Source organism: Vibrio rumoiensis (genome assembly GCF_002218045.2).
Lineage (GTDB): Bacteria > Pseudomonadota > Gammaproteobacteria > Enterobacterales > Vibrionaceae > Vibrio > Vibrio rumoiensis.
Map to the genome: position 1 here is coordinate 1,448,916 of NZ_AP018685.1, position 25,875 is coordinate 1,474,790.

The 25,875-nt window shown below is 41.8% G+C and carries 27 protein-coding genes; 18 read left to right on the plus strand and 9 right to left on the minus strand.

Annotation, left to right across the window (positions count from 1 at the left end):
* Positions 1-31: 31 nt before the first annotated feature.
* Genes phnH through phnP form a run of 8 tightly spaced genes read left to right on the plus strand, consistent with a single transcriptional unit; the run spans position 32 to position 6,850 of the window.
* Positions 32-712, plus strand: coding sequence for a phosphonate C-P lyase system protein PhnH (gene phnH / locus VRUMOI_RS06765; protein ID WP_089138201.1), 681 nt, complete (start codon positions 32-34; stop codon positions 710-712).
* Positions 703-1,812 (plus strand): carbon-phosphorus lyase complex subunit PhnI, encoded by a 1,110-nt coding sequence (locus VRUMOI_RS06770; RefSeq protein WP_089138200.1) that lies wholly within the window; start codon positions 703-705, stop codon positions 1,810-1,812. Before phnH ends, VRUMOI_RS06770 begins: the two co-directional genes overlap by 10 nt.
* On the plus strand, positions 1,805-2,686 hold the full coding sequence (locus VRUMOI_RS06775; RefSeq protein WP_089138199.1) for an alpha-D-ribose 1-methylphosphonate 5-phosphate C-P-lyase PhnJ: 882 nt from the start codon (positions 1,805-1,807) through the stop codon (positions 2,684-2,686). Before VRUMOI_RS06770 ends, VRUMOI_RS06775 begins: the two co-directional genes overlap by 8 nt.
* On the plus strand, positions 2,680-3,537 hold the full coding sequence (gene phnK / locus VRUMOI_RS06780; protein WP_089138198.1) for a phosphonate C-P lyase system protein PhnK: 858 nt from the start codon (positions 2,680-2,682) through the stop codon (positions 3,535-3,537). The genes VRUMOI_RS06775 and phnK overlap by 7 nt, the downstream gene beginning before the upstream one ends.
* A gap of 6 nt (positions 3,538-3,543) precedes the next feature.
* On the plus strand, positions 3,544-4,290 hold the full coding sequence (gene phnL / locus VRUMOI_RS06785) for a phosphonate C-P lyase system protein PhnL (RefSeq protein ID WP_231897427.1): 747 nt from the start codon (positions 3,544-3,546) through the stop codon (positions 4,288-4,290).
* A 12-nt stretch (positions 4,291-4,302) separates the two neighbouring features.
* Positions 4,303-5,436 carry an alpha-D-ribose 1-methylphosphonate 5-triphosphate diphosphatase gene (phnM, locus tag VRUMOI_RS06790; protein ID WP_089138197.1) on the plus strand — a complete coding sequence of 378 codons (1,134 nt, stop codon included), beginning with the start codon at positions 4,303-4,305 and terminating at the stop codon, positions 5,434-5,436.
* On the plus strand, positions 5,436-6,071 hold the full coding sequence (phnN, locus tag VRUMOI_RS06795; RefSeq protein WP_089138196.1) for a ribose 1,5-bisphosphokinase: 636 nt from the start codon (positions 5,436-5,438) through the stop codon (positions 6,069-6,071). Before phnM ends, phnN begins: the two co-directional genes overlap by 1 nt.
* Positions 6,068-6,850, plus strand: a complete 783-nt coding sequence (gene phnP, locus VRUMOI_RS06800) for a phosphonate metabolism protein PhnP (protein WP_089138195.1) — start codon at positions 6,068-6,070, stop codon at positions 6,848-6,850. The genes phnN and phnP overlap by 4 nt, the downstream gene beginning before the upstream one ends.
* Before the next feature lie 106 nt (positions 6,851-6,956).
* Here the strand turns inward: phnP and VRUMOI_RS06805 are convergent, their stop codons facing one another.
* Complete coding sequence (locus VRUMOI_RS06805; RefSeq protein WP_089138194.1) at positions 6,957-7,325, minus strand: DUF3693 domain-containing protein; 369 nt, start codon at positions 7,323-7,325, stop codon at positions 6,957-6,959.
* Positions 7,326-7,495: 170 nt separating this feature from the next.
* Here VRUMOI_RS06805 and VRUMOI_RS06810 point away from each other — a divergent pair, with 170 nt between their 5' ends.
* The 8 genes from VRUMOI_RS06810 to VRUMOI_RS06845 all read left to right on the plus strand — a co-directional run bounded on the left by VRUMOI_RS06810 (position 7,496) and on the right by VRUMOI_RS06845 (position 14,075).
* A complete protein-coding gene (locus VRUMOI_RS06810) occupies positions 7,496-7,714 on the plus strand; it encodes a hypothetical protein (RefSeq protein ID WP_089138193.1) in 219 nt (72 codons plus the stop codon).
* The gene (locus VRUMOI_RS06815) at positions 7,714-8,973 is read left to right on the plus strand and encodes a replication initiation factor domain-containing protein (protein ID WP_089138192.1); all 1,260 of its coding nucleotides are present in this window, start codon (positions 7,714-7,716) and stop codon (positions 8,971-8,973) included. Before VRUMOI_RS06810 ends, VRUMOI_RS06815 begins: the two co-directional genes overlap by 1 nt.
* Complete coding sequence (locus tag VRUMOI_RS06820; protein WP_089138191.1) at positions 8,963-9,268, plus strand: hypothetical protein; 306 nt, start codon at positions 8,963-8,965, stop codon at positions 9,266-9,268. Before VRUMOI_RS06815 ends, VRUMOI_RS06820 begins: the two co-directional genes overlap by 11 nt.
* Before the next feature lie 330 nt (positions 9,269-9,598).
* Positions 9,599-9,841 (plus strand): major coat protein, encoded by a 243-nt coding sequence (locus VRUMOI_RS06825; RefSeq protein WP_089138190.1) that lies wholly within the window; start codon positions 9,599-9,601, stop codon positions 9,839-9,841.
* Between the two features lie 69 nt (positions 9,842-9,910).
* Positions 9,911-11,440 (plus strand): hypothetical protein, encoded by a 1,530-nt coding sequence (locus tag VRUMOI_RS06830; protein ID WP_089138189.1) that lies wholly within the window; start codon positions 9,911-9,913, stop codon positions 11,438-11,440.
* A 4-nt stretch (positions 11,441-11,444) separates the two neighbouring features.
* Positions 11,445-11,810 (plus strand): DUF5455 family protein, encoded by a 366-nt coding sequence (locus VRUMOI_RS06835; protein ID WP_089138188.1) that lies wholly within the window; start codon positions 11,445-11,447, stop codon positions 11,808-11,810.
* Positions 11,810-12,886, plus strand: a complete 1,077-nt coding sequence (locus tag VRUMOI_RS06840) for a zonular occludens toxin domain-containing protein (protein WP_089138187.1) — start codon at positions 11,810-11,812, stop codon at positions 12,884-12,886. The genes VRUMOI_RS06835 and VRUMOI_RS06840 overlap by 1 nt, the downstream gene beginning before the upstream one ends.
* On the plus strand, positions 12,867-14,075 hold the full coding sequence (locus VRUMOI_RS06845; RefSeq protein ID WP_089138186.1) for a secretin N-terminal domain-containing protein: 1,209 nt from the start codon (positions 12,867-12,869) through the stop codon (positions 14,073-14,075). Before VRUMOI_RS06840 ends, VRUMOI_RS06845 begins: the two co-directional genes overlap by 20 nt.
* 326 nt (positions 14,076-14,401) lie before the next feature.
* On the opposite strand, the gene VRUMOI_RS06850 is transcribed toward VRUMOI_RS06845, so the two are convergent.
* From VRUMOI_RS06850 to matP, 3 genes are all read right to left on the minus strand, one after another.
* Positions 14,402-14,776: a phage protein gene (locus VRUMOI_RS06850; protein ID WP_089138185.1), complete on the minus strand. Its 375-nt coding sequence runs from the start codon at positions 14,774-14,776 to the stop codon at positions 14,402-14,404.
* A 474-nt stretch (positions 14,777-15,250) separates the two neighbouring features.
* The gene (locus VRUMOI_RS06855) at positions 15,251-15,553 is read right to left on the minus strand and encodes a c-type cytochrome (protein WP_089138184.1); all 303 of its coding nucleotides are present in this window, start codon (positions 15,551-15,553) and stop codon (positions 15,251-15,253) included.
* A 147-nt stretch (positions 15,554-15,700) separates the two neighbouring features.
* Positions 15,701-16,150, minus strand: a complete 450-nt coding sequence (gene matP, locus VRUMOI_RS06860) for a macrodomain Ter protein MatP (protein WP_089138183.1) — start codon at positions 16,148-16,150, stop codon at positions 15,701-15,703.
* 225 nt (positions 16,151-16,375) lie between these two features.
* Here matP and VRUMOI_RS06865 point away from each other — a divergent pair, with 225 nt between their 5' ends.
* Both VRUMOI_RS06865 and fabA read left to right on the plus strand, forming a co-directional pair.
* Positions 16,376-18,049, plus strand: coding sequence for a S16 family serine protease (locus tag VRUMOI_RS06865; RefSeq protein ID WP_089138182.1), 1,674 nt, complete (start codon positions 16,376-16,378; stop codon positions 18,047-18,049).
* 64 nt (positions 18,050-18,113) lie between these two features.
* Positions 18,114-18,638 carry a bifunctional 3-hydroxydecanoyl-ACP dehydratase/trans-2-decenoyl-ACP isomerase gene (gene fabA / locus VRUMOI_RS06870; RefSeq protein ID WP_089138181.1) on the plus strand — a complete coding sequence of 175 codons (525 nt, stop codon included), beginning with the start codon at positions 18,114-18,116 and terminating at the stop codon, positions 18,636-18,638.
* Between the two features lie 178 nt (positions 18,639-18,816).
* Here the strand turns inward: fabA and rmf are convergent, their stop codons facing one another.
* The 5 genes from rmf to rlmKL all read right to left on the minus strand — a co-directional run bounded on the left by rmf (position 18,817) and on the right by rlmKL (position 25,531).
* Entirely contained in the window at positions 18,817-18,990 is a 174-nt protein-coding gene (rmf, locus tag VRUMOI_RS06875; protein ID WP_027695907.1) for a ribosome modulation factor, read from the minus strand.
* A 144-nt stretch (positions 18,991-19,134) separates the two neighbouring features.
* Positions 19,135-21,096: a DUF3466 family protein gene (locus tag VRUMOI_RS06880; RefSeq protein ID WP_089138180.1), complete on the minus strand. Its 1,962-nt coding sequence runs from the start codon at positions 21,094-21,096 to the stop codon at positions 19,135-19,137.
* A gap of 19 nt (positions 21,097-21,115) precedes the next feature.
* Positions 21,116-23,044 carry an ABC transporter ATP-binding protein gene (locus VRUMOI_RS06885; protein ID WP_089138179.1) on the minus strand — a complete coding sequence of 643 codons (1,929 nt, stop codon included), beginning with the start codon at positions 23,042-23,044 and terminating at the stop codon, positions 21,116-21,118.
* Positions 23,022-23,345: a glutaredoxin family protein gene (locus VRUMOI_RS06890; protein WP_089138178.1), complete on the minus strand. Its 324-nt coding sequence runs from the start codon at positions 23,343-23,345 to the stop codon at positions 23,022-23,024. The genes VRUMOI_RS06885 and VRUMOI_RS06890 overlap by 23 nt, the downstream gene beginning before the upstream one ends.
* Positions 23,346-23,392: 47 nt before the next feature.
* Positions 23,393-25,531: a bifunctional 23S rRNA (guanine(2069)-N(7))-methyltransferase RlmK/23S rRNA (guanine(2445)-N(2))-methyltransferase RlmL gene (rlmKL, locus tag VRUMOI_RS06895; protein WP_089138177.1), complete on the minus strand. Its 2,139-nt coding sequence runs from the start codon at positions 25,529-25,531 to the stop codon at positions 23,393-23,395.
* Between the last annotated feature and the right edge of the window lie 344 nt (positions 25,532-25,875).

The following is a 25,875-nucleotide window of genomic DNA, read 5'->3' on the forward strand; positions in this document are numbered from 1 at the left end:
AAATACAGACACTTATTAATGAGGAATCCACATGAGCGCAATAGCCGCTGGTTTTAGCGACACGATACATGACAGTCAATACTGTTTTAGACACTTGCTCACCGCAATGTCACAACCCGGTACTTTGGTTGAACTGAATTTAGCACAAGGGTTTGGCAGTATGATGCCAGCATCTACTCAGGTGTTACTCGCGCTGGCCGATAACAGCACACCGGTATGGTTATCAAATCAATTTGCCAATGATATAGCCGTTAAAGAGAATCTAAATTTTCATCTCGGTTGTTCCATTTTATCAAGCCAAAAGAATGGCGTTCAATTATCAGGAATTCAACAGAAGCCGAGCTTTGGTGTGATTAGTCAGCAAGATTTGGTGAACTTTGATTGGTCACAAACCTCATTTTTTGTCGGATGTGAAGAATACCCAGACCGTAGCACTACCGTGATCGTAGAGGTTGCCGGGTTATCGACTGTGCCTTGCTCGTTACCTGAAACTGATGCTGACTCTCCAGTCGTTCTACGCCTTTCAGGGCCAGGAATTGAACACGAGGCCAGGGTAGTCGTGCAATCTTTATCCTCGACAGTCATTAGCGTCATGTTATCGCAGCGAAAAACGCACAAATTCCCACTAGGGTTAGATTTTATCTTGGTTAGTGGCGAGAAAGTCGTTGCTCTGCCTCGCTCAACGACTGTGGAGGTGATGCCATGTATGTAGCCGTTAAAGGGGGCGAAAAAGCGATTAAAGCCGCCCATCATTTACAAGCACAAAAACGCCGTGGTGATACCTCAATTAATGAATTATCAGTGGCACAAATTCGTGAACAGTTATCCGGCTCCGTTGATCGAGTGATCAATGAAGGGGGTATTTACGATAAAGATCTTGCCGCATTAGCCATTAAACAGGCTGCCGGTGATTTAGTCGAAGCGATTTTCCTATTACGTGCCTATCGAACTACTCTGTCTCGCGTGATTGTCTGTCAGCCGATTGATACCACTCAAATGCGAATTGAACGTCGAATTTCCGCCGCTTATAAAGATATTCCCGGTGGGCAAGTACTTGGGCCTACTTACGATTACACTCATAGATTACTCGACTTCTCGCTCTTAGCTGAAGGGGAAACCTCACAAGCCCAGCAGGGTGAAATTCACTGCTCTCAAGAACAAGCTCCAGAAGCCGCCCCACAAGTATTATCCATCTTAGAACATGCTGACTTGATGGTTACAGAAGCCGATAATCAGCAAGCACCTGAAGATATCACGATGCAGCCGGTCAATTATCCAAGTGATCGTTCGGCGCGTTTGCAAAATCTAGTACGAGGCGATGAAGGTTTTCTACTGTCGCTCAGTTATTCCACTCAACGTGGCTATGGGCGCAATCACCCATTTGCTGGTGAGATTCGTAGTGGTGAAGTCACGTTGTCGGTTTGCCCAGAAGAACTCGGTTTTAATATTGAAATTGGCGATATTGAGTTAACCGAGTGCCAAATGATTAACGGCTTTGTGGGTAATAAACAAGACAAAGCGAAATTAACGCGAGGTTATGGATTAACGATGGGATTCACCGAGCGTAAAGCTATGTCAGTCGCGCTGATGGATCGTGCCTTACAAGCGCCAGAATACGGTGAAGCGGTTGATGGGCCGGCTCAAGATGAAGAGTTTGTATTAGCACATGCCGATAACGTTGAAGCATCAGGGTTTGTATCGCACTTGAAACTGCCTCACTACGTCGATTTTCAATCTGAGTTGTCATTATTACGTGAAATGCATAGAGAGTACGAATCCAAGTCACAGCAAGGAGACAAGAATAATGTCTAATCAAATCAGTTCGCTAACCGTGACTAAAAGATCCCAAAACTCTGGTTATAACTATGGTTACTTGGATGAGCAAACTAAGCGAATGATCCGTCGTGCATTACTAAAAGCGGTGGCCATTCCTGGTTATCAAGTGCCGTTTGCTGGCCGTGAAATGCCGATGCCTTATGGTTGGGGAACCGGTGGGGTACAAATTACCGCGACTATTATTGGTCAATCCGATACTTTAAAAGTAATCGACCAAGGCGCGGATGACACCACCAATGCGGTTTCGATTCGCTCATTCTTTGAAAATATCGCCGATGCCAACACCACAGAAAAAACGGTTGAAGCGAGCATCATTCAAACCCGCCACCGTATACCTGAAACGCCATTACAAGCTGGGCAGATCCTAGTTTATCAAGTGCCGATTCCTGAGCCTCTACGGTTTATTGAACCAAGGGAAACGGAGACTCGAAAAATGCATGCATTACAAGAATATGGCGTGATGCAAGTAAAGCTATATGAAGATATTGCTCGCTTTGGTCATATCGCGACTTCTTATGCTTATCCGGTGAAAGTCAATGATCGTTACATTATGGATCCTTCACCGATTCCTAAGTTTGATAACCCGAAAATGGACAACATGCCTGCGCTGCAATTATTTGGTGCAGGACGTGAAAAGCGAATTTATGCCGTTCCTCCTTTTACCAAAGTGCAAAGCTTAGATTTTGATGATCATCCATTTGAGATTCAGCAGTGGGATGAGCCATGCAGTATTTGTGGTGCTACCGATACCTTCTTAGATGAAATCATTATTAATGACCAAGGGGAAAGTACCTTTGTTTGTTCTGATACCGATTACTGCCGTCAAAATGGAGAGCAAGCGCCATGTTAACTTCAACTCAGTCTCAAGATTTATCAAAGACCCAGGTTTCATCAAAGAGCAGCTCACCAAGCTCTGAAAGCGCGTTATTACGCGTGCATAAACTCAGTAAATTATACGCACCCGGCAAAGGGTTTAGCGATGTGTCTTTCGAGCTTTATCCCGGAGAAGTGCTAGGCATTGTCGGTGAATCAGGTTCAGGTAAAAGTACCTTATTACAATCAATATCAGGTCGTTTAACACCGGATAATGGTGAAGTTTTATACCTACAATCCGGTAGTGAAGACAGCATAGAACAACTCGAAAGCTTATATCAAATGGCAGAAAGTCAGCGTCGCCATCTACTGCGTACCGAATGGGGTGTAGTGCATCAACATCCAATGGATGGTTTACGTGCGCGTGTTTCAGCCGGTGGCAATATTGGTGAGCGATTAATGGCCGTCGGCGAACGTCATTATGGCGACATTCGAGACAAAGCATTGCAGTGGTTGCAGGATGTTGAGATCCCAGCGGATAGAATCGATGGCATGCCAACCACTTTTTCTGGCGGTATGCAGCAACGGTTGCAAATTGCTCGTAACTTAGTCACTCACCCTAAATTGATTTTTATGGATGAACCGACCGGAGGCTTAGATGTTTCCGTACAAGCGAAGTTATTAGATCTATTGCGCCGTTTGGTCAATGAACTCGATTTGGCAGTAGTGATTGTTACCCATGATTTAGCCGTGGCTCGTTTATTAGCACACCGCTTAATGGTGATGAAACAAAGCAAAGTGGTGGAAAGCGGTTTAACCGACCAAGTATTAGATGACCCACAGCATCCATATACCCAATTATTAGTCTCTTCAGTATTACAGGGATAACGGCACATGAAGAATCAAAATACAATCATGCTTAAGGTCAATGATGTCAGCAAAACCTTTGTGCTGCATAACCAAAGTGGGATCCGTTTACCCGTATTAAACCACGCAAGCCTCAATGTAGAGCAGGGCGAATGCGTTGTGTTACACGGTCACTCTGGTTCCGGTAAATCGACATTATTACGCGCTTTGTACGCCAATTATTTAGTTGATAGTGGTTCGATTGAAGTTCGCCATAACCAGCAATGGATCGATATGGTTCAAGCATCTCCACGCCAAGTACTTAATATTCGTCGCCATACTATTGGCTGGGTCAGCCAGTTCTTACGAGTGATTCCACGCATCAGTGCGCTTGAAGTTGTGATGCAACCTATGATGGAGATGGGCGGTGATCGCATTGAAGCAGAACAGAAAGCCAAAACTTTATTAAGTCGTTTGAATGTTGGTGAGCATTTATGGCATTTAGCGCCAGCCACGTTTTCTGGTGGTGAGCAGCAGCGAGTGAATATTGCACGCGGCTTTATTTGGGATTATCCCATTTTATTACTCGATGAACCCACCGCCTCACTAGATGCAAAAAATAGTGCAGTCGTGGTGGAATTGATTCAAGAGGCTAAGCAACGTGGCGCGGCAATTGTGGGCATATTCCATGATGAAATAAACCGTAATCAAGTCGCGAATCGCTTATATCACATGAGTACTCAGGCTGTTTTTCACACTAATCAAACCAATGCGACAACGACTACGCCAGTTTAAGGACCAAATAAAATGATCATTACCAATGTAAATTTAGTGCTCAAAGATGAAATCGTTAAAGGTTCAGTTGAAGTTGTAGATGGTGTGATTCGCAGTATGTCGAATACCTCAAGCCAATTACCACAAGCGATTGATGGTAATAATGGCTTTTTAATGCCGGGCTTGATTGAGCTGCACACTGATAATCTTGAGAAGTATTTTGCTCCTAGACCCAAAGTGGATTGGCCACCATTATCAGCCATGAAAGCCCATGATACTCAACTTATTGGCGCAGGAATTACTACGGTATTAAATGCGCTTTCCTTAGGAGACCACCGCGGTGAACTTCGTCATGAAATTCTCGATAGTCAAATTGATACCGTAGTACAAAGCCAGAAAAATGGTACTAATCGCGTTGATCATCGTCTGCATTTACGTTGTGAAGTACCACATGACACTACCGTTGGTATTTTTGAGCGTTATATTAATACTCCTGGGGTACAGTTAGTGTCTTTGATGGATCATGCACCGGGGCAGCGTCAATTCGTCAATATAGAGAAATATCGCACCTATTATCAAGGTAAATACGGTTACAACGATGCCGAAATGGCCGAGTTTGAAGCCATGCAACGAGCATTTTCCGAACGATGGTCTGCACCGAATCGTGAAGACATTTGTGGGCAATGCCGTGAACGTAATATCCCAATGGCCAGCCACGACGATGCAACATTAGCTCATGTTACAGAATCAAAAGATCTCGGTATGGTGATAGCAGAGTTTCCTACCACATTGGAAGCGGCCAAAGCCTCAAGAGATCTTGGTTTGCACGTGTTAATGGGAGCACCAAATGTTATCCGTGGAGGCTCACACTCAGGCAATATTGCCGCGCATGAACTGGCGAGTATAGGCGCGTTAGACATACTTTCCTCGGATTATTACCCAGTCAGTTTGCTCGATGCCGTGTTTAATTTAGCCAATGATTCGCGTAATTCATTAACGCTTTCTGATGCGGTTAAACTTGCAACCTTTAATCCAGCTCAATCACTGCAACTGTTTGATCGTGGTGTCATTGAAGAAGGAAAACGAGCGGATTTATTACTCGCGCAGTATAAACACGGTCAAGCCTATATCGATGGGGTTTGGCGTGAAGGGATAAAGGTATTTTAATGGAATCTAGTTATCCTCATGCAAGGTCAAACGCTTGTTTATTCTACGTCATTGGAGCATCTGGTTCTGGCAAAGACAGTGTAATGAATCGAATTCGTGAGCATTGGCCAAAACACATAATGATTGCTCATCGTTACATAACACGCTCTGCAGATGCGGGAAGCGAAAATCATGTGGCGCTGTCGTCACATGAATTTTTACAGCGCAAAGACAACCAGTTTTTCGCTTTAGATTGGCATGCCAATGGACATTATTATGGTATTGGTTGTGAAGTAGATGTGTGGCTAGATAAAGGCGTCGATGTCATGATTAACGGTTCACGGGCACATTTGGAACAAGCGAAAAAACGTTATGGCTGCACCTTAATTCCTGTGGTGATAAGCGTTGAAAGCAGCATACTGAAAGAGCGACTAATTTCCCGAGGAAGAGAAAGCCTTGAGGAGGTTGAACAGCGTTTGATTCGTTCTAATCAATTGAATTTACAACCAATAAAAGGCGCAATACAACTCGATAATAGTGGTTATTTGAATGAAGCCATTGAACCTTTTAATCAGTATTATCAGCAGCGACTTTTATCTATTCAATCATGTACTGTAGATAAAAACAGTAGCCAATTAATGGATGAAAAAGGATGAAGCTAACCTTATTAGGTACAGGCAACACCAGTATGTTGCCTGTATATGGCTGTGATTGCCAGGCTTGTCAGCGTGCAATAGAAAATTCACAATACCGTCGACAAAAAACCTCTGCATTAATTGAACATAATGGTAAGCAGCTCTTACTTGATGCTAATTGTGATGATCTTTTACAACGTTTTCCAAGTGGCTCTATCGATAGAATTTTACTCACGCATTATCACATGGATCATGTTCATGGCTTGTTTGATTTGCGCTGGGGAGTCGGGGAAAGCATTCCAGTCGATGGTCCACCTGATGAACAAGGCTGTGATGATTTATTCAAACATTCTGGATTACTAGACTTTCAAACGCCATTAGCTGCATTTGAAGCGTTCACATGGCAAGACATTACGATAACACCTTTACCAATGCAGCATTCTAAGATCTGCTTTGGATATTGTTTTAGTTACCGAGATTTAAAAACTGGAAACACAAAACGATTAGCTTATTTAACCGATACCATTGGTTTGCCAAAAGACACTCAAGTATGGCTAGAGAATAGGAGTATCGATATTTTACTTATCGATTGTAACCATTCACCGGAATTCAACAATCCGAATAGAAACCATAATAATCTAGACGATGCTGTCGAGATAGTCACAGCGATCAAACCAAAGGTAACTCGGCTAATCCACATCAGTCATCAATTAGAATGTTGGGCAATGCAAAACCCAAACTATTTTAGTTCAGAGTTTTGTTTAGGGATGGATAATGAAACATTTGATTTGGGCGACTAAGCGACTAAAAGATCGAAGCATTGGGATAACAAAAAAGAAACCGTATGACGATTCAAGGGAAATAACAGGGTATATAGACTAATTATCAATAAACGCAGTATCTTATTTAACATAAGATACATAATGCGTACTTACTTACTATTTCTGTAGGGCTTGAAAATACCACGGCCAATGCTCCGCAACTCATTGAAATTGCAGATAATCCCAAGCCATTATATTTTTTTGCGATGTTCTCCCACATGGCTTTGATGGTCGGATTCTCGTTGCGGTCAGCGTGACACGCTAATAATGCTAGCTCTGGATCAATTCCTGCACCCTCGGCTAGAAAAACCGCTTCTGAATCAGTGACATATCGCATGCCTTTTCTTATTTTGCTTAACTTTTGTGGAGTTAGATTCAAATCATGGGCAATTTGTTTGTCTTGTACGTAGTTTTTCGCCTTTTTGTAGGCATCTAATAGTTCATTGGCGTTCATGTTTACCTCCAAATTTTTCTAATTGTAGCTTGTTATTCCCCATTTATCGCTACTAGCAATCCCCATTAAAGGCAACTAGAATCCCCATTAATCGCTATTTGACTACCTTGGCCGTTCGCCCTTGACGCGCTCGGCTTTGGTGGTCACTCCCTCAATCAGTCAGGTGATTTATGTTCTCAAGCGTCAAACCAATAAAAAAACGACCTGTGTACTTCGAATGTCACAATGATGGCTATTGGTGTTCGGTCGATGGCGTGCCGGAATACTTCAAAACTAAACACGAAATGTATCTTTTCGCTTGTGAAGATGATCGCGAAATCATCGAAATCACGCACGAAAATGAAGCCGAACTACGCGCCTCTGGTGCTTTCAGACCGGAGTTTGATTAATGGCTCACACTCTTATTGATTACGTCAGTTTCTCGGGGACGCCTATTTTATTGCAACGTTGCAAGGAAATGGCGAAAGCTCGCTTTTCTATCAATCAAACGCCTAACACCTTTGAATCTCAAAACGTTGTTGCAACTGCCTCACGCGAACAGACCCAAATCGCCTACTTTGCGGAAAATCTTGCCTCCGTTCTGGGCTGTGTTGAGCGTGAAGATTTTGCCAATAAAGATCTCTATTTTTCTGCCTTAGATAAAGAATTGGTCAATGCCGAGTTAGAAATTCATTCTGATGTGTCATTCAACGACTGCTATCAAGATTTAATTTCTAACATTGGTATCGATATGTTGGACGTCCTTTGTCACGGTGAAATCGAGAACTTTTTGGACATCTTAAATCATGAAATCTCTGTTTCTGGCAACGTCTGGACAATTGAACGTCGCGGTGGTTATTCCGGTTATCGTTACAGCGCAAAATTAATGTGCAACGGTACACAAGCCGGACTTGTCGCATGGGGCGCGGAAAACTTCGGTTTCTATGTGTCTTTTTCTGGCACAGGTTGTGCGGCTATCCATATGGATGTTCTGCACAAATGTTTAAAACAAATGCCGGACGCTAAGTTAACCCGTGTCGATTTGGCCTTTGATGATTTGGAGGGGCTAACCTCCGTTCCTATGCTGCGTGAACAATACGAAGATGGGATGTTCATTACTCGTGGCGCGCCACCTTCTTACTGCTACATCGAATCTGGCTCACTGGTTCGTCGTGAAGATGCCAAGAAATATGGCACCAAACCGACCGATGGCCGTACGTTATATGTCGGCAACCGTCAAAACGGCAAGCTGTTTCGCGGCTATGAAAAAGGCAAACAACTCAAGTCGATTGAATACCCTGACTGGGTACGTCATGAGGTACAGCTAGGCAATAAGTCGCGCGTTATTCCTCTTGATATTCTGATTAACCCTGACCCGTATTTTGCAGGCGCATACCCTGCTCTATCACTGCTAATCAAAGATATTGAACCTAAACGCATTGTCATTTCTCGTGTGATTGCTCATGCCGGACTTGATAGTTTTATCGGTCATGCTCGTAAGCAATACGGCAAGCTGATTAATTTCTTGCAACTCATCCATGACGACCACACGCACATTATTGAGACCTTAACCAAAGGCTTAACTATTAACGATATCCCCGACCGATTAAATATTCCTGTCTGTCGGGACGAAAACCAAAAAACAGGAGATTTACATTATGGGACTTAAAGTAATCGTAACAGGCTGCGAACACTCACAAGGCTTATCCAAAAATGGCGACAAACCGTATAACTTTGCACAAGTGAATTACCTTGCACCTAATGAGGGCTGGACATCTCAAAAAGGTTCTTGCTCGGCCGTTGGCCTCACTCAAAAACAAATCGCCATGAATCCCAAGCCGGAATTATTCAGTGCATTCGCCTCAATGGAATCAGAGTTCCCTTGTATGGCTGAATTGATTTTAGATATCGATCCAAGTAATCCACAGCGTAATTATGTTGTCGATATCAAACTTATTAAATAGTGGTTTTGTGTTGGGGGTGCGCAGCTGCCCCCGACACAAACCGCGTATTTATCCAATTTCTTGAAGTGATTTTTTATGACTGATTTGCAATTTATTGAATTATTAGAGCGCCTAGAAAACTTCCAGCTTTTAGTTTTCATCGGGTTCGCATTTTTGCTAGTTGCTATCGGTTGGTTAATCGGAGGCCAACGCTAAATGTTATCTATTGAGATTATGACAGGCTCTTTTGCGACTGCATTTATCCTTGGCTTTACGGCGGGCAAACAAATACTTGTTTTCAAACGTGCAGTCGAGATTTCAACAAGTGGTTAATTTATAGGAGATAAAACCATGAAACATTTAAACATTGTAAAAAAACATGTGAACACTAAAACACTTTCTGTTGTGGCTGTTGCTGCACTTGGCTCTGTTGGTGCTCATGCCGAACTTCCTGCTGGCGCTGCCACTGCAATGGCAGAAGTTCAAACAATGGTAACTGATATTCTTGCTGCTGTTTGGCCAATTGTAACCGCTCTAACGGTTGGTTTCATTGGCATTAAACTATTCAAAAAAGGCGCAAACAAAGCAAGCTAACACCTTTTTTACACTCACTCTATGGACGGTCAAGGCGTCCATTTCCTTTTTGATATATGGACTTATCTCATGAGCATAAAAACAAAAATCATACCCTTTCTTTTCTTTCTAGGTTATGGCCTTTCTTTTTCTGCTCCCTCTTTTTCTTCTATTTATCAAGTTAGCTCTCACTTAGGATTGTATAACGATAATCAGGGGGATTATTGCGGCTTGTCGGTTGGCAAGTATTTCGAATCTAATAACGCATCGTCTTTGTGTTCTGGTGAATCTTGGTCCTATAAAGGTATAAATTATACAGCAACTAATGCCTATGTTTCACAAGGACAACTTAAAGTTTTTGATAATAACGCGGCAAAAAACTTTCGAGCTTATAGCGTCGGCGTTTATTCTTCTTCGTGTAGTTCTGGTTCACAAGTTAACCCTGATACAGGCCAATGTGAGGATACCCCCCCAACGTGTGAGAACGGTCAAGAATACAATCCCGATTCTGGTCTATGCGAAGACCCAGCGCCTTATTGTGAGCAGTCATCAACCCTTGATTCCATCTTTTCGGCTGAACAATCTTGCGCGGCTGACGGTGGCGTTTTTAGTTATCAGTGTCATAACGGTGACGATTTAAATTCACCCTCATTAGAGACCACTTGTAACGAACCGCCTGAGGCTTGCGTGATGGGCTTTCCAAATTGGCCGGAATGCTTAAACGATTATAACCCGACCGACCCAATTGACCCACCTAGCGGTGGTTTTGTTAATCCTGATAGTTCAACGGGCAATAGTCCCGACCCAAGCTTTGACAAGCCCGAACCCGACCCCGTTACGCCAACCGACACAACCGATACGGCACTATTAGAAGCCTTTCAAAATATGAACCGTGATAACAATCAAGCGTTAGGCCATATCAATGAAGATATTAACAAGGGTAACGCTGATATTAAGAACAAGCTTGATGATGTTAGAAATAGTACCAATGCTCTCGGCCAGTCGATTGTTGATCAAATGAATCAAGATTATCAAATTTCCTTACAACAACGCCAAGCCATGACTCAACAAAATAAAATTATTGGTATGGCGGCTAAGGGCGTATCTGATTCGGTGATGGCGGGTTCTGGTGACGTGGTTGACGCTGTGAATTTACAAGGTACTCGTATTAACGACACGCTCAATGGTATTGCCGATAAAATTTGTGATCCAACATTACCAGATACTAACTGTGAGGGTGAGCACGGTTTAAGTCCTACGACTGTTAGCAATATTGTTTTTGATGTGGCCGATTCTGCTGATTCTGCCAGCGATATAGCTTACGGTAATGTCGTTTCTGCCGCGCAAGGTTTTGTTAATGATTCAGGAACTAGTGAAATTGAAAGCGTAATCAATTCGGATATTGGCTCTTTTATTAACGTGTTCCCGACTGCCGGAACTTGTACCCCCTTTTCTTTGCCAACGCCTCAAGGTGAAGTTACTTTCGATTGTGATTTTTCAGACAATGCAAAAACATTGATTAGCTTTATTTTCTACGTGTATACCGCATGGTCTCTAATTAGCATTTTCCTGTCTGGTATCACTCCCGTTCCTGCACAATCTTCAAATAATAAGGGTTAGTTCTATGCCTATTTTTTTATTGCCTGTTATAAGCGGCATTTCAAATTTACTTCGCTTGCCTGCATTGGCTATCTTCTTAGGTCAATTGGCAGCAACTATCTTGGGCTGGTTAGCCACTCGCATTACTCGCAGCGTGGCAATTAATTTAACTGTTTTGACGATGGTTTTAGGTTTGGCACTGACCACCGCTTTAGCGTTAAGTGCCATTTTTAATGGCTTATCCTATGTTGTCCCCCCTGAACTCTCTCAAGGCTTTGCTTTCTTCATGCCTGATAACGCTATTCCTTGCATTAGCGCGATTTTCTCCGCGCGTGTTATTCGTTTTGTTTGGCAATGGCAGTTTTACGCTATTACTAAGGTTTCAAGCTAATGGCGGTCTATTTTGTGACGGGCAAGCTTGGCGCGGGTAAGTCGCTGACCTCTGTTGGCCGTATTCGTGATGCCTTTATGCGTGGCGCTCCTGTCGCAACCAATCTCGATATCAACCTTAGATTTATGCTAGGTCGCAATAAGAAAAACACTCGACTTTTGCGCGTACCGGACAAACCTAGCCTTGCTGATTTCCAAGCCATTGGTAAAGGCAATACCACTTATGATGAACGTAAAAACGGTTTGCTTGTACTCGATGAATGCGGCACATGGTTTAACTCAAGAACATGGAACGATAAGAGTCGACAAGATGTGATTAACTGGTGTTTGCATGCTCGCAAACTCGGTTGGGATATCATTTTCATTGTTCAAGATATTTCGATAGTTGATAAACAAGCAAGGCTTGCACTGGCTGAACATACTGTTTTTTGTCGCAGACTCGACCGCATGCAAATTCCGATTATTTCGACCTTGATTCGTATTGCTACACTTGGACAACTCAAACTACCACTTCCAAAACTTCACATTGGTATAGTGAAATATGGTGACAATGTAAATTCACTTACTGTCGATAATTGGTATCTATGGGGCACTGACCTTTACGCCAGTTATGATACGAAACAAGCCTTTTCAGACCACTACGAACACGGCACCTATTCAGTGCTGCCCCCTTACTACACACATGGCCGTTATACGGTTACCTATACTGCGAGAAATATCATGCGAATTACTAAAATTTACGCGCGTAAATATTCGCGTGTGATGGCTTTTGGTGTGGGCGCTTTACTCTCTTGTGCCCTCACCTTTTTTATTGCTCCAAGTTTTCAAACTGCCGAGCCTGAAAGCATTCAGACAGTCGAAGTAAAAACAGAAAAACCACAACCGCTTAACCTATCCGGCTTTCGTATTGTGAGTTACATGCACCTACCCGATGAACCGACTTTTTTTGAATTAGATAGGTCAGGTAAACGCATCAACTCTCACGAACTTAGCGCCCTTGGTTATACCTTTACCCCACAATCACGCTGTAACATCACTATCAGTCAAGGTGAACAACATGAAACGCTTACTTGTTAAATTAACCGTCATTCTCTGCCTGACCGTTTCGCCCCTCGTTCTTGCCAGTGACGAACCTATTTATGAAACTTCTAACCTTTCCATTTCTGAGTTTGTTGCATGGGGCGCACGAAAACTAGACCGCCCCATTGTTTTAGCTCAAGGCGTTACCGGAACGGTGAGCTTTACCGCTCCTAATTTGCAGCCCTCCGAGTATCCATCTTTTTTTAATAACGTTTTGAACTCTCACGGCTACTTTGTTCAATATGAAAATGGCCTGTACGTGGTCAAACCTAAAGAGGAAGAAATACAAGAAATAGAGCCCTCCCTGGTCAAGCTCTATCGGCTCAATCATGTTCGAAATTCAAAGGTGGTTGATTTGCTTAAATCCACCTTATCGGCCACGGTAACACAAACCATTAAGGGGAATTCTGCAACGGGTTTTAGTGCGGAATTACTCCCAACCACCAATGCGGTGATTGTCTCAGGAACGGCTGACCAACTCGCCAAAATTGACGCGCTTGTATCCGGCATTGACCAACCGCAACGCCAGATTTTTATTGAGGCGGTTATCACTGAAACGGCTTTAGACAAATCTCACGAAATCGGCGTGAATATGCAACTCGCGTTAGATAAAGCCGGATTTGTTACCAATACCACTGCTATTGATTTGTTGACCGATAACGCGGCTATTTTTTCAGGTGGGGATTTTAACGCGCTAGTTAAGGCGGTATCGACTGACCAAAACACGGAACTGTTATCACGGCCAAACATGCTCATTATGGATAGGGAGCGCGGATATATAACAGTCGGTCAGAACGTGCCCTTTTTGACTTCAACCGAAGCCACTGAAGGTGGCAACATTATCCAGTCTATTGAACGTCAAGACGTAGGCGTATCACTTGAGGTTGTACCGCATGTCATCAATGATGAAATTGTCTTGCAAATCAATCAAGAATCGCAGTCCGTTAGTAATTCGTCTATTGCATCGGACATCATCACCAACAAGCGCACATTGCAAACAGTCGTTAAGGTCAAAGACAAACAAACTATCATGCTAGGTGGTTTGATTTCCAATGATGAACGCACCACACAAAGCGGTGTTCCTGTATTGATGGATATTCCCTACCTTGGCGCATTGTTTCGCTCGGACAGAACCGAGAAGACGCAGCGTGAACTTAGAATCGTAATTCGTACCACTATTTTATAATTTCATTAGGTATGTCATTTTTAACGTATAAAATGACATACCGCTTTTTATGGCGTAGCCATTCAAGCCCCCCGTTCAAGTTTTTGCATCCGCTTCATTCAAATGGGCGGAAACTTGCATACTCGATGCAGAAAAAAAACACCCTCCTTACTCTAGAATAAAGCCTCGCAGAGCCTATCCGCATCAATGGCGCTTCATGCCACTGCAACTCGATAACCTACCCACTTTTTATACGTGTTTTATATACAGTTAAATAAATCGAGAAATTCAAAACGCGCGCACCCCGTATAGTAATACGGGGTGAAAGTCTCACCCCGTATTACTAATTACTTTCCTTTCTTTATAACGCTAATAGCGCGTGCGATCTTTAAGATTTTTGATGAGGTCTTTAGTTCTAGCTCGGATTTAATTTCTACTAAACCTAAGCCTAAAAGTATTTGTTGAGGTGTTACTGACTGTTGATAGGGAGTTATAAGGTATTGCTTATTCATTTTGAACCCTTCCCAATCATTTGAAGTGCCCAATTCTCGACCACAATATAAGCGCATTAATCTTTTGCACTCTGGAGGAATGGTTTTCCCCCTATCCCATTCTGTGATAGTTCTCACAGTTTTAAAGCAAAGTTTTGCCGTTTCTTCAATGGATAATCCGCATTCTAATTCACGAAAAATAAAGTTTTTAGTCATTTCGTGATACTTCATAGCTATAACTCTCTAAAGAGCCATAGTTTAAGGTTATGAAATTTAACAGTCTATTGACCTTAACCTGACATAATGCGCACTAGTGTTAAGTTGTTAAATAGCAGGAAACGGTTTAAATCACGACTATCATTTCAGACATTCTTAACCAAAAATTTTGCTGGTATAAATTACTACATGATTTTCTTGTTGGTCTTATATCCACTTCATTAGGATTGCCGACTAACTTATCCAGTTTTTGGACACAGATTAGATTGTCAGAAATTATTTCTTCAGCTAACTAACTAATGATTAAGCTCAACATCTTTCTTAATCACAACACCATCTAAAAAATTTAAAGCTGGTAATGAATGACTCTTTTACTAACAATGCTATGTTCTGTGAGTAAACGTTTCATTGCCGGTAACTTTAAAACCTACCGCACCTGTATCATTCGGCGCGGTAATATGGCGAATATAGTAGATAAAGGCTTGTGCATTACTTCAAACTTTCAAAGTATGCTGCTATATCAGCAATATCGGCATCATTAATAGTCGCTGCCATTGGTGACATCACTGGATCTTTCCGTTCGCCACTTTTAAATGCTTTGATAGATTTCTCAATATATGCGGCATTTTGCCCTTTAAGATTTGGGTAGGTTTTGACTATCGCAACACCGTCTGCACCGTGGCATGAAGCACATATTGCGACTTTATTTTTACCTGCAGCTGGATCGCCAGCAATAGCAAAATGGGAAGACGTTGCAAACAAACACAAAGATAAAATAGCAATCTTTTTCATAAAGCACCTCAAAATAGGAAGACAAATGTGAACATCACTGTATACAATCTAGCAATTTAATCGACAATATCTAGGATTGAGAATAAAAAATTTAATCTCGATCACTTACTATTACGAAATTTGACTCAATAGATGATGGTTTATAGATTAAAAGTCGAGTAATTTACTGAGATCGGCTTTTATACTATGTACCTTTTTACTTGCTTTCTCGCTTCGAGACGCTTCAGTTACTAGATACTCAATCGCTTCTGATAATGTACAACCTAATTCTTGCGCCCTATCCGACAGCTTTTCCCAAACAGCATAATCTAAGTCGATAGATTTTTTCTTGGTATGGATGTGCTCGGCATTAAAGTGGCGTTTTCGCTTGGCACGAATGGCTTGCTTTAGTTTGTTATCGAGCTCTGGATTCATATGCTCATCAATCCAATTTAGTACTTGTGTTGGTTGGTGTTCTAATTTTTGAAGCCCCATTATAGCGGCATGAGATTCACTCGAGTCTTGGTAACGAGTGATTGATTCCCCATCTTTCCATTTCCGAATTAAATATTGCCACTTCCACCCACATTCCAGGTTTTCAAGCTGTTGATATTTCATTAGTCTTCCCTATAGACGATTAACAGTGACAGCGTAACTAAAAACCATCACATTCTCAACTGTTTTCACTCAAGATAAAATAATAGTCTAGCTAAGTTTCACTTTATGATAACGGCCTCTCAAATCCATTGATTAAACAATCAGTATCATTTCATAAACAGGTATAAGGTTAAGCTATTTTTCTATATACTTCTGTCCTTCTAACAACATATTGAATTTTTTATAATGATCAAAGAGTCTTGGCAATCTGCAACACCCAACTTTTCACAATATGAAGATATCCTTTCGCAAAACGACCCTGATAGTCGTCTCTCCTTTTTGGATCTTCAGCCTCGACTCAAATCTTCTATTCTGCATTTTGCGCAAATGGAAAGCTTCCCACGCTTTTTATTAGTGAATTCACCGGATAACTTCATATACCGCCAAACGATTCATAATGCTTACTTAATGCTAATGAATATTGGTGAGCTCGACCGCGCGCCTGTTATCACGAGTGAGAGCATTGAACTTGAAGACCTGTTTGGACAATATCAAGTAGAAAATGGTCATGTGGTTCACAATAGCCAAGGATTATTGGATAAAGCCGATGGTGGATATCTAATTATTTCTTCTAATCTAATCTTAGCGAACCCGCGAGCATGGCCTAAATTAAAAGCAGCGGTTTTAGGTAATGCCTGTTCTGGGATATCTTCAGATTCAAGACAGGTTATCGAATCTCCACCAACAAAGAACTACGATATAAAGCTCATTGTTATTGGCGATAGAATGCAGTTAGGTGATTTAGATTTATTTGATGCGGACATGAGAACCCACTTATGCTTATTTGCTGAAGTGGAATTAGACACCAAGCTTAATTCAGATACACTCATCTCCTATATCCAATATATCAACGGTGTTATTGATGACTACAAATTACCTAAACTTTTAGATTTAAATGCATGGTCATTTTTACTTGCTCAAGGCGCACGTGAAACCGAAGATCAAGAAAGGATGCCTCTGTGCCCTATTTGGCATCGAACACTGTTATCAGAAGCCGCATTAATCTCTAATGGACAAGCTATCTCTAAATCAGATATGCAAAAAGCTTTAGCGGAACGGACATATCGGCAAGAATATCTACCTCAAAGAGCTTTGGCCGATATATTAGAGGGGCAAGTAATCATTGAAACTCAAGGAGAGCGAGTTGGCCAAGTCAATGGTTTAACCGTCATTGAAGTGCCTGGTCATCCTGTAATTTATGGCGAACCCGCTCGTATTTCATGTGTGATTCACTTTGGTGATGGCGATATTGCCGATGTTGAACGCAAAGCGGAACTTGGTGGCAATTTACACGCAAAAGGCATGATGATCATGCAGGCCTTCTTGGGAAGTGCTTTAAACTTAGATGACCCATTACCATTCGCTGCTTCTATTGTTTTTGAACAGTCTTATTCTGAGGTTGATGGTGACAGTGCTTCTCTTGCCGAGCTGTGTTCTCTGGTAAGTGCATTATCTGAGTACCCTATCAATCAACAAATTGCAGTCACTGGTGCTGTAGACCAATTTGGGCGTGTACAAGCAGTCGGTGGTTTAAATGAAAAAATTGAAGGCTTCTTCCATATATGCCAGCACCGTGGACTGACAGGAAACCAAGGAATTGTTTTACCGAAAACAAACTTAAAGCACTTATCATTACATCACGATGTCGTTGAAGCAATTAAAAATGATCAATTTCACCTCTGGTCAGTTGAGTCGGTTGATCAAGCGTTACCTATTATATTTGGTAAAGCTTTCCGTGGTGATGAAGAAGAAGAAACGATATTGAAAAAAATCTCAGAGAGAATAGAACACTTCGATAGGCATGAATCTGCGCCTTGCAGCTTATTAAATAAGATCAAAAGTTTACTCGGTATCCACTGATCGGACTTGTTTAGCTTACACCTGTTCTCTAAGATACACAGACTATTTCTGGAGTGATTATACAATGCAAAACAAACGTAACTCATATACTCGTGAAGACCTTCTAGCATCAAGCCAAGGTGAACTTTTTGGCCCAGGCCGTCCACAACTTCCTGCACCAAACATGTTAATGATGGATCGCATCTCAAAAATCACAGACGCAGAAGGCGAAGGTGCATTTGGTAAAGGTGTGATTATTGCAGAATTAGATATTACTCCTGACCTATGGTTTTTTGACTGTCACTTCCCTGGAGACCCTGTTATGCCAGGTTGCCTTGGTTTGGATGCAATGTGGCAACTCGTTGGTTTCTTCCTTGGTTGGGTCGGTGGCGAAGGTAAAGGCCGTGCATTAGGTGTTGGCGAAGTGAAGTTTACTGGCCAAATTCTACCAACAGCAAAGAAAGTAACGTATGAAATCAATATCAAACGTGTTGTTAATCGTCGTCTTGTTATGGGACTAGCTGATGGTCGTGTATTAGTTGATGGTAAAGAAATCTACGTAGCAAAAGATTTGAAAGTAGGCCTCTTCCAAGATACCTCTTCTTTCTAGAATAAAATTATCGTCTACATTTAATAAATCAGCCATTTGCTGATTTATTTTTCTTAAATATATTTAGTTATAGTGCGTTATATGATGTAAATAAAGGCTCCAAAGTCGGAGCCTAATTTTTTATACTCATATTTTAACCAGAGATGAAATGATACTGTTTTATTTATCCAACTCTAGGTTACTTAATAAGTCCAGATTGGCGGTCGTCTCTCGCATCACGCCAACCTCCTAACCAATTCGATTTAGCATCCATTTGCTGATATGGACAGTCATCCATCGATCTCCCATTAAGACCAGCTTTATAACCTTGAGATTGCGCTCTTTCTAGGCGATCGCGTTTCTGTCTCTTCATAGTACAGTCCTCTTAACTCTGATAATTACTAAAACGACCATCTGTGGCAATTTTATGACACCACCTATTAAGCATCGACCAAAGATCACATTTTCTCAAGGCGAAAAAAAACCGAGGCTCAATTTTGTGAGCCTCGGTTTAGTCTTACATTTTAATTTTCTTTTTTCGGAAACCTAGTAACCCTAATAAGGTCAAAGCAAAATATCCTAAACTGCCGCCTTCTCTTTTAACATCAGGTTTGCCACCTTTCCGCTGAACGATGTCATCAGCGGTCGCGCCGGCAATAGGAACCAATTTAACCGCCATTAATGTCTCTTCACCATTACCATCACCACAATATGAATTGTGATCGGTGCTATCATAACCACCAGCACAATAGTTCGCGGTTGCAGAAATAACACCATCATCATTAATACCAGTTGCATTCACAATTCGATAGGCATTATTGTCATCAGAGAACTTACCACCATTGGTTAAATTATCTAACCACCATGCTTTACCTTGGAATAAGGCCAAACGATTAGAGTCTGTACCTGATAGGTTTAGCGGGTCGATAAAACCACGGCGACGACGTTCCTTGCCTTTCATTTCGCGAGCATTTTCTGCATCGATCGAACCAACCATCTCATTGTAATTATTGATCGCGTTAGCTTCACCACCGGCACTGCTAAAGAAAATATCACCCGATAAATATTTAGCGGTAGGTTGAGTCGTCGTGCTGCCTTCAGATGCATCTGTATAGAACAATCGATTACTTGCGGCCCCATCTTTCGCGTAACGACCACTACGTTTAGCTTCACCAATCGCAATAAGGTTTTTGTTCATATCTTTAATCAGACTGTTGCTGTAGATATAATCGCCACCATCTTCCACTTCCGCATCTTTAACAAATACTGAATCCCATTGATTTTCAGCCGTTATATCAAACCCGGCTTTAGGGTAAAAGATAGCCGCTTGCATCAATAGATTATCATCATCACGACGAGTATTAAATCCAGCCAACACTGGTAAATCTTTGTATTTAGATGAAGTTGTATCACTCACAACCCCAGTTCTTGCACTACCTTGAGCGGCCGCATCGTCACGGTTAGGCGACGTTGTGCTTTGACCAATCCAGCCAGAAACCGCTTCCCCTGATGCTCCATCACTACTATCCCAAACATACGCTTGAGTGGCAAAGGCAAAGTTTTGACAATCCGCTAATAAAACTGGATTCGGGGTGGTTGTCGTGTCGGTACACTTGCTTAAATCACCCCAGTAATTTTTATCATCATCGTCATTATCAAAAGGAGCAACTGAAGCCGAGCCCACGACATAAGTTTTACTATTATAGTCAAAGGAATCATAAGCAAAGGTGCGTCCCATTTGCATCACAATAGGCTGGCCATCTTGCTTCGGAAGCATAAATTTTGTGCCATAGAAACCACGCTGACGATAAGTTAGAACATAGTTGCCGCTAACATTATAATAACCACTGCTCGCAATGCCGATAGGTGTGCCATCTTCTAATACTTTATTAATAACTGTATTAGCCGAATCATCAACTCTAGAACCACCAGGTGGTGTATAGCTAGTTTCTGCTGGGGCGGAAATTTCTGACCCATCAATAATTCCAACCGCATTACGACCGTTATAGCCTTGAGAGAACGCCCTACGCTCTTGGCATAATCCACCAGTTAAGCTGTAATCGCAACTCTCTTCATCATTATCGGAATAAGCGCCAAACCACTTATTTACCGCCCATGTATCACAAGTTTTATAACCTAATTCTCTATCGCAATAATTACGAAGATCTCTCAAGTCTAAATATGTAAAGGTATTATCATATTTAAAAGGCACTTCATCACGATAAGAAATACCGTCTTCACCTAGACGCGTATCTCCACCTAGTTTGTAATTACTTTCATCACAACTTGCACTACTCGCAAAACATCCTAATGGATCGGTATCTGAAGCTATTGATGAGTCACTAATTGCACTTGAATACACCTGATTCGCAGTAACATTAGCCTTAACAGGGACAATTTTGTATAGCGCAGCATTCGCTGAACTGGCCGCCATTAATGCAGCCGCCACCATCGATAATTTAAACATTTTATTTTGCATTAAGTTAACTTCTAATCCGTTAGCCCTGCATTGAATCAAGCTCTTCCCAACGCTCGAATGCAGTTTCTAATTCTTGTTCAGCAGCGCTCAATCGATCCAAGATCGCTTGAGTTTTATCGCTACTCTGTGTGAAAAAATCAGGCTGGTTAACCTGTGTTTGTAATTGTTCAATTTCAACCTCAAGCGACTCTAACACTTGAGGCAAAGACTCTAACTCTCGCTGCAGTTTATAAGATAACTTTTTCGGTTTGTTAGCGCTTGGTTGAGTTTTAGGCGTTTCCACAACCCCTTTGTCAGCTTTCGCTGGTTTTTCACTCACCGAAGCTTCTATTATGCCGCGAGATTGTAGTACTTGAGCCCTTTGCTCTTGTGCATCATGATAACCACCGACAAACTCTTCAATCTTACCGTTGCCTTCAAATATCCAACTGGTTGTCACAGTATTGTCGACAAATTGACGGTCATGGCTCACTAAAAGCAATGTGCCCTGATAGTTGGCAAGAATTTCTTCTAAAAGTTCCAATGTTTCGATATCTAAATCATTGGTTGGTTCATCAAGAATCAATAAATTATTCGATTTCAAAAATAATCGAGCAAGAAGTAAACGGTTTTTCTCACCACCAGATAATGCTTTAACCGGTGTACGCGCCCTTTTAGGCTCAAATAAGAAATCTTGTAAATAACCAAGTGCATGGCGTGTTCTTCCACCGACCGTAACCTCTTGCTTACCATCAGCTAAATTATCCATCACTGTTTTTTCAGGATCGAGAACTTCACGGTACTGATCGAAATAGGCAACTTCTAATTTGGTTCCACAATGTAAACGCCCCGAATCCGGTTGTAATTTACCAAGTAGTAACTTGAGTAAAGTACTTTTACCACAGCCATTTGGTCCGATTAACGCAATACGATCACCACGCATAATATTGAAGCTAAAGTCATCTACGATGGTTTTACCATCTATTTGATAGCATAGATTTTCTGCTTCAAAAATAATTTTACCTGAACGATTTGACTCATCGATTTGAATATTGGCTTTACCTTGCACTTCACGACGATCAGAACGTTCTTCACGGAGCTTTTTAAGTGCACGTACGCGGCCTTCATTACGAGTACGTCGAGCCTTAATACCTTGACGAATCCAGACCTCTTCTTGAGCGAGCTTTTTGTCAAACTCAGCGTTTTGCATTTCTTCGACACGCAACGCTTCTTCTTTATCGATTAGGTACTGTTCATAATTGCCAGGATAAGAGCTTAGCTTACCGCGATCCAAATCAAGAATACGTGTCGCCATCGATTGAATAAAGGCACGGTCATGCGAGATAAAAACAATCGAACCACGGAAGTCTTTTAAAAAACCTTCTAACCATTCAATGGTGGTCACATCTAAATGGTTTGTAGGTTCATCAAGCAGCAATACATCTGGATCACAAACCAAGGCGCGAGCTAAAGCCGCTTTACGCTGCCAACCACCCGATAAGCTCGTCAATAATGAATGCTCATCTAAAGCAAGAGACGTCAAAATATTTTTAATACGGTCTTCAAGACGCCAGCCATCATTATGATCAAGCTGCTCTTGAATTTTAGACAAACGATTGATGTTTTTTTCCGATGGATCTTCCATCATGATATCAAGTTGATGCTGGTAATCTTTTAATAACTCACCAACTTCCGCAAGCCCTTCGGCTACATAATCGTAAACGGTGCCTTCTGCATTTCTTGGTGGATCTTGCTCTAAACGAGACACGACCACATCTTGTTCGATCTGCATTTTTCCATCATCCATAATAATTTCGCCCGAAAGGACTTTCATCATGGTTGATTTACCTGCGCCATTACGGCCAACAAGACACACTCGTTCATTCTGCTGAAGCGCAAAATCTGCTTTATCTAATAATGGGTGATCGCCAAAAGCCAGCTGGCCATTATGAATGGTAATTAATGCCATTGTGTTTTAACCACGCTTGTAATTCGTCTAAGTTGAAGGGCCAGAATAACTCACTCACTATATGTTGTAAGTCGTTCTGATGTTGTAAGTCGTTCTGGTCATTTTGTGTATCTTTTGAATGCAAGGTAAGCACAGGAATAGTGACACCGTAACGAGAGAATAAGACATCATCAAACGCAATATCAATCACTTGTACTTTACTCGCTAAGGATTGTTGAGAATCTTCCAGCCATAAAGCATCAAGCTGTTGATAAGCTAATTCGCATAAATGACACCCCGAAGTTGAGTACAACGTCAGCATTTCTACTCCCTATCCCTGTGCTATTTAATATGTTTTACCATGCTTTTTTAATTGCGGTGAGTGATGACCCAACAGTTATGGATATGCTTATTACGCGCAAAATCCATAGGTAATGTTTTCGATGAAATATTTTCAGCTTTCAGGCCTAATTGTTCTAAACCATCAAGATCCATCTTAAATAAGCGTTTGTTATTCGAAAACACCACGATTGCATCTTCGCGCATTAGGCGCTTTAAGTTCTCCATTAACATTAAATGATCTCGTTGAATATCGAACGTTTGCTCCATACGCTTTGAGTTGGAAAACGTCGGTGGATCAATGAAAATCAGATCAAAGGTTCTATCTTCATGTTGCAACCACTGTAGACAGTCAGCTTGCTCAAATTGGTGCGCGTCGCCCGTAAAGCCATTAAGCTCCATATTGCGTTGGGCCCACTGTAAATAAGTGTTCGACATATCAACTGTAGTGGTAGTTTTTGCCCCACCAGCGGCAGCATGTACGGTTGCACTACCGGTGTAAGCAAACAAGTTAAGGAAGTCTTTACCTGCTGCCATTTGCCCTAAACGGCGACGCGTTAACTTATGATCTAAGAATAAACCCGTATCAAGGTAATCTTGTAAGTTAACTAATAACTGCACGCCATATTCATTCACTTTTAAATATTCTGAATCTTGCGATAACTTCTGGTATTGACGCTTACCCTTTTGCTTTTCACGCGTTTTAAGTACCACCTTATTCGCATCAACCCCTAATACTTGAATAGTTGCACGGATGATATCGGTTAAACGACGTTTAGCGACCTCTTCAGGAATCGTCTTCGGTGGCGCATATTCTTGAATAACAACGTGATCTAAATACAAATCAATCGCTACATTGTAATTCGGTAAATCAGCATCATAAGCCCGATAACAATCAAGTTGCTCACGCTTAGCCCACTTACCGATTTTGGATAGGTTTTTCTTCAAACGATTCGCAAAATCAGGAGCAATTTGCACTTCTTCTTTTTCTGAATGACGCAGGGTTTCACCATTTGGATTAACTCGAGCCGTGATTGAGTAGTTTTTTTGGTGACACGGTAACGCACCATTGCTCAATTTATATTGTTTATCAGCTCGCATGCGTAAACAGCTCAACAACTCTTCGCTTGAAGAGAAAATCGATGCTTGACTACCCGCAAATTGGCTTTTTAACTGAGCACCAAATTCCGTATACAAGGCAATAAGGCCGGGCTCAGTCCCTAAGCGCTCACCATAAGGAGGGTTACAAATGACCACACCTTCAGTAAAGCCTTGTGGTTTTTCAAGTTTTGCAGCATCACCCAAACTGAATTGGATAACCCCTTCTAATCCTGCGCGTTTTGCGTTGTCTTTCGCCGTCTGCAACACGCGGCGATCATTATCAATACCAAAGAAGCTATTTTCACCAAGCGCTTTAATGCCCTTACGTCCTTGAACACTTGCTTCGGCTTTAATTTCAGCCCAGGTTTCTACTTCAAAGTAATAAAGTGATTCAAAAGCCCATACTGGACGTTGAATACCTGGCGCGACATTCGCAGCCATTAGAGCCGCTTCGATAAGCAAAGTCCCTGAGCCACACATAGGATCGAGTAAAGGCTGAGCTTTATCCCAACCACTACGACTTACGATTGCACAAGCGAGTGTTTCTCTTAGCGGCGCGGCACCAGCTTGAATACGGTAACCACGTTGATGCAAACCTCTCCCCACCATATCAATACCTAAGATGGCTCTATCGCGATGTAAGCGAACATGGATTCGAAGATCTGGTTGATCTTTGCTGATCTCAGGGCGCCCCAGATCTTTTTTGGTAAAGCTATCAACGATGGCATCTTTCACTTTCATCGCACCATACTGACTGTTGCGAATCTCTCGATTAGTACCATTAAAGTCAACGATGAGGCGCTTATCGACAGAGAAGTAAGAAGACCAGTTGACTGCTGAAGCCGATAAATAAAGGTCCATATCATCGTTGCAGTAAAACTCAGAAAGAATTAATACGAAACGAGAAGCCAAACGGCTCCATAAACAACAACGGTATAGTTGTGCATTCGAAGCAGTGAAACGAACCCCTGCTTGTACTGGCTTTGCATCGGTAACACCTAATTGTGTCAGCTCATCAGCGAGCAAGTTTTCAAGGCCATTAGATGTTATCGCTAAATATTGATTCATTATAACTTTCAGTACGGTAATAAATGGAGTCAGATTATATAACGAAACCCCTACCTTATGCGACCACATACACGCTTTAACCAGCGAATATCAACAGAAAAAATACCATATCCTTTGCCTGCGACATAAATCCTCTTGCCAACCTATTTATCTACGCTGATTTCAATGATTAGCATTCCAATCAATTTATAAAAACGACTACAAAACAATCTAACCAGCCCAAGATATGCATGTTGCGCATAATAAAAACGAACCCAAACGCATAAATATTCACCCACAAAACCACCCAGCCTGGCCTATACCAGTGGTCATTTTACACTGTAAATTTATTACGAAATTAAGGT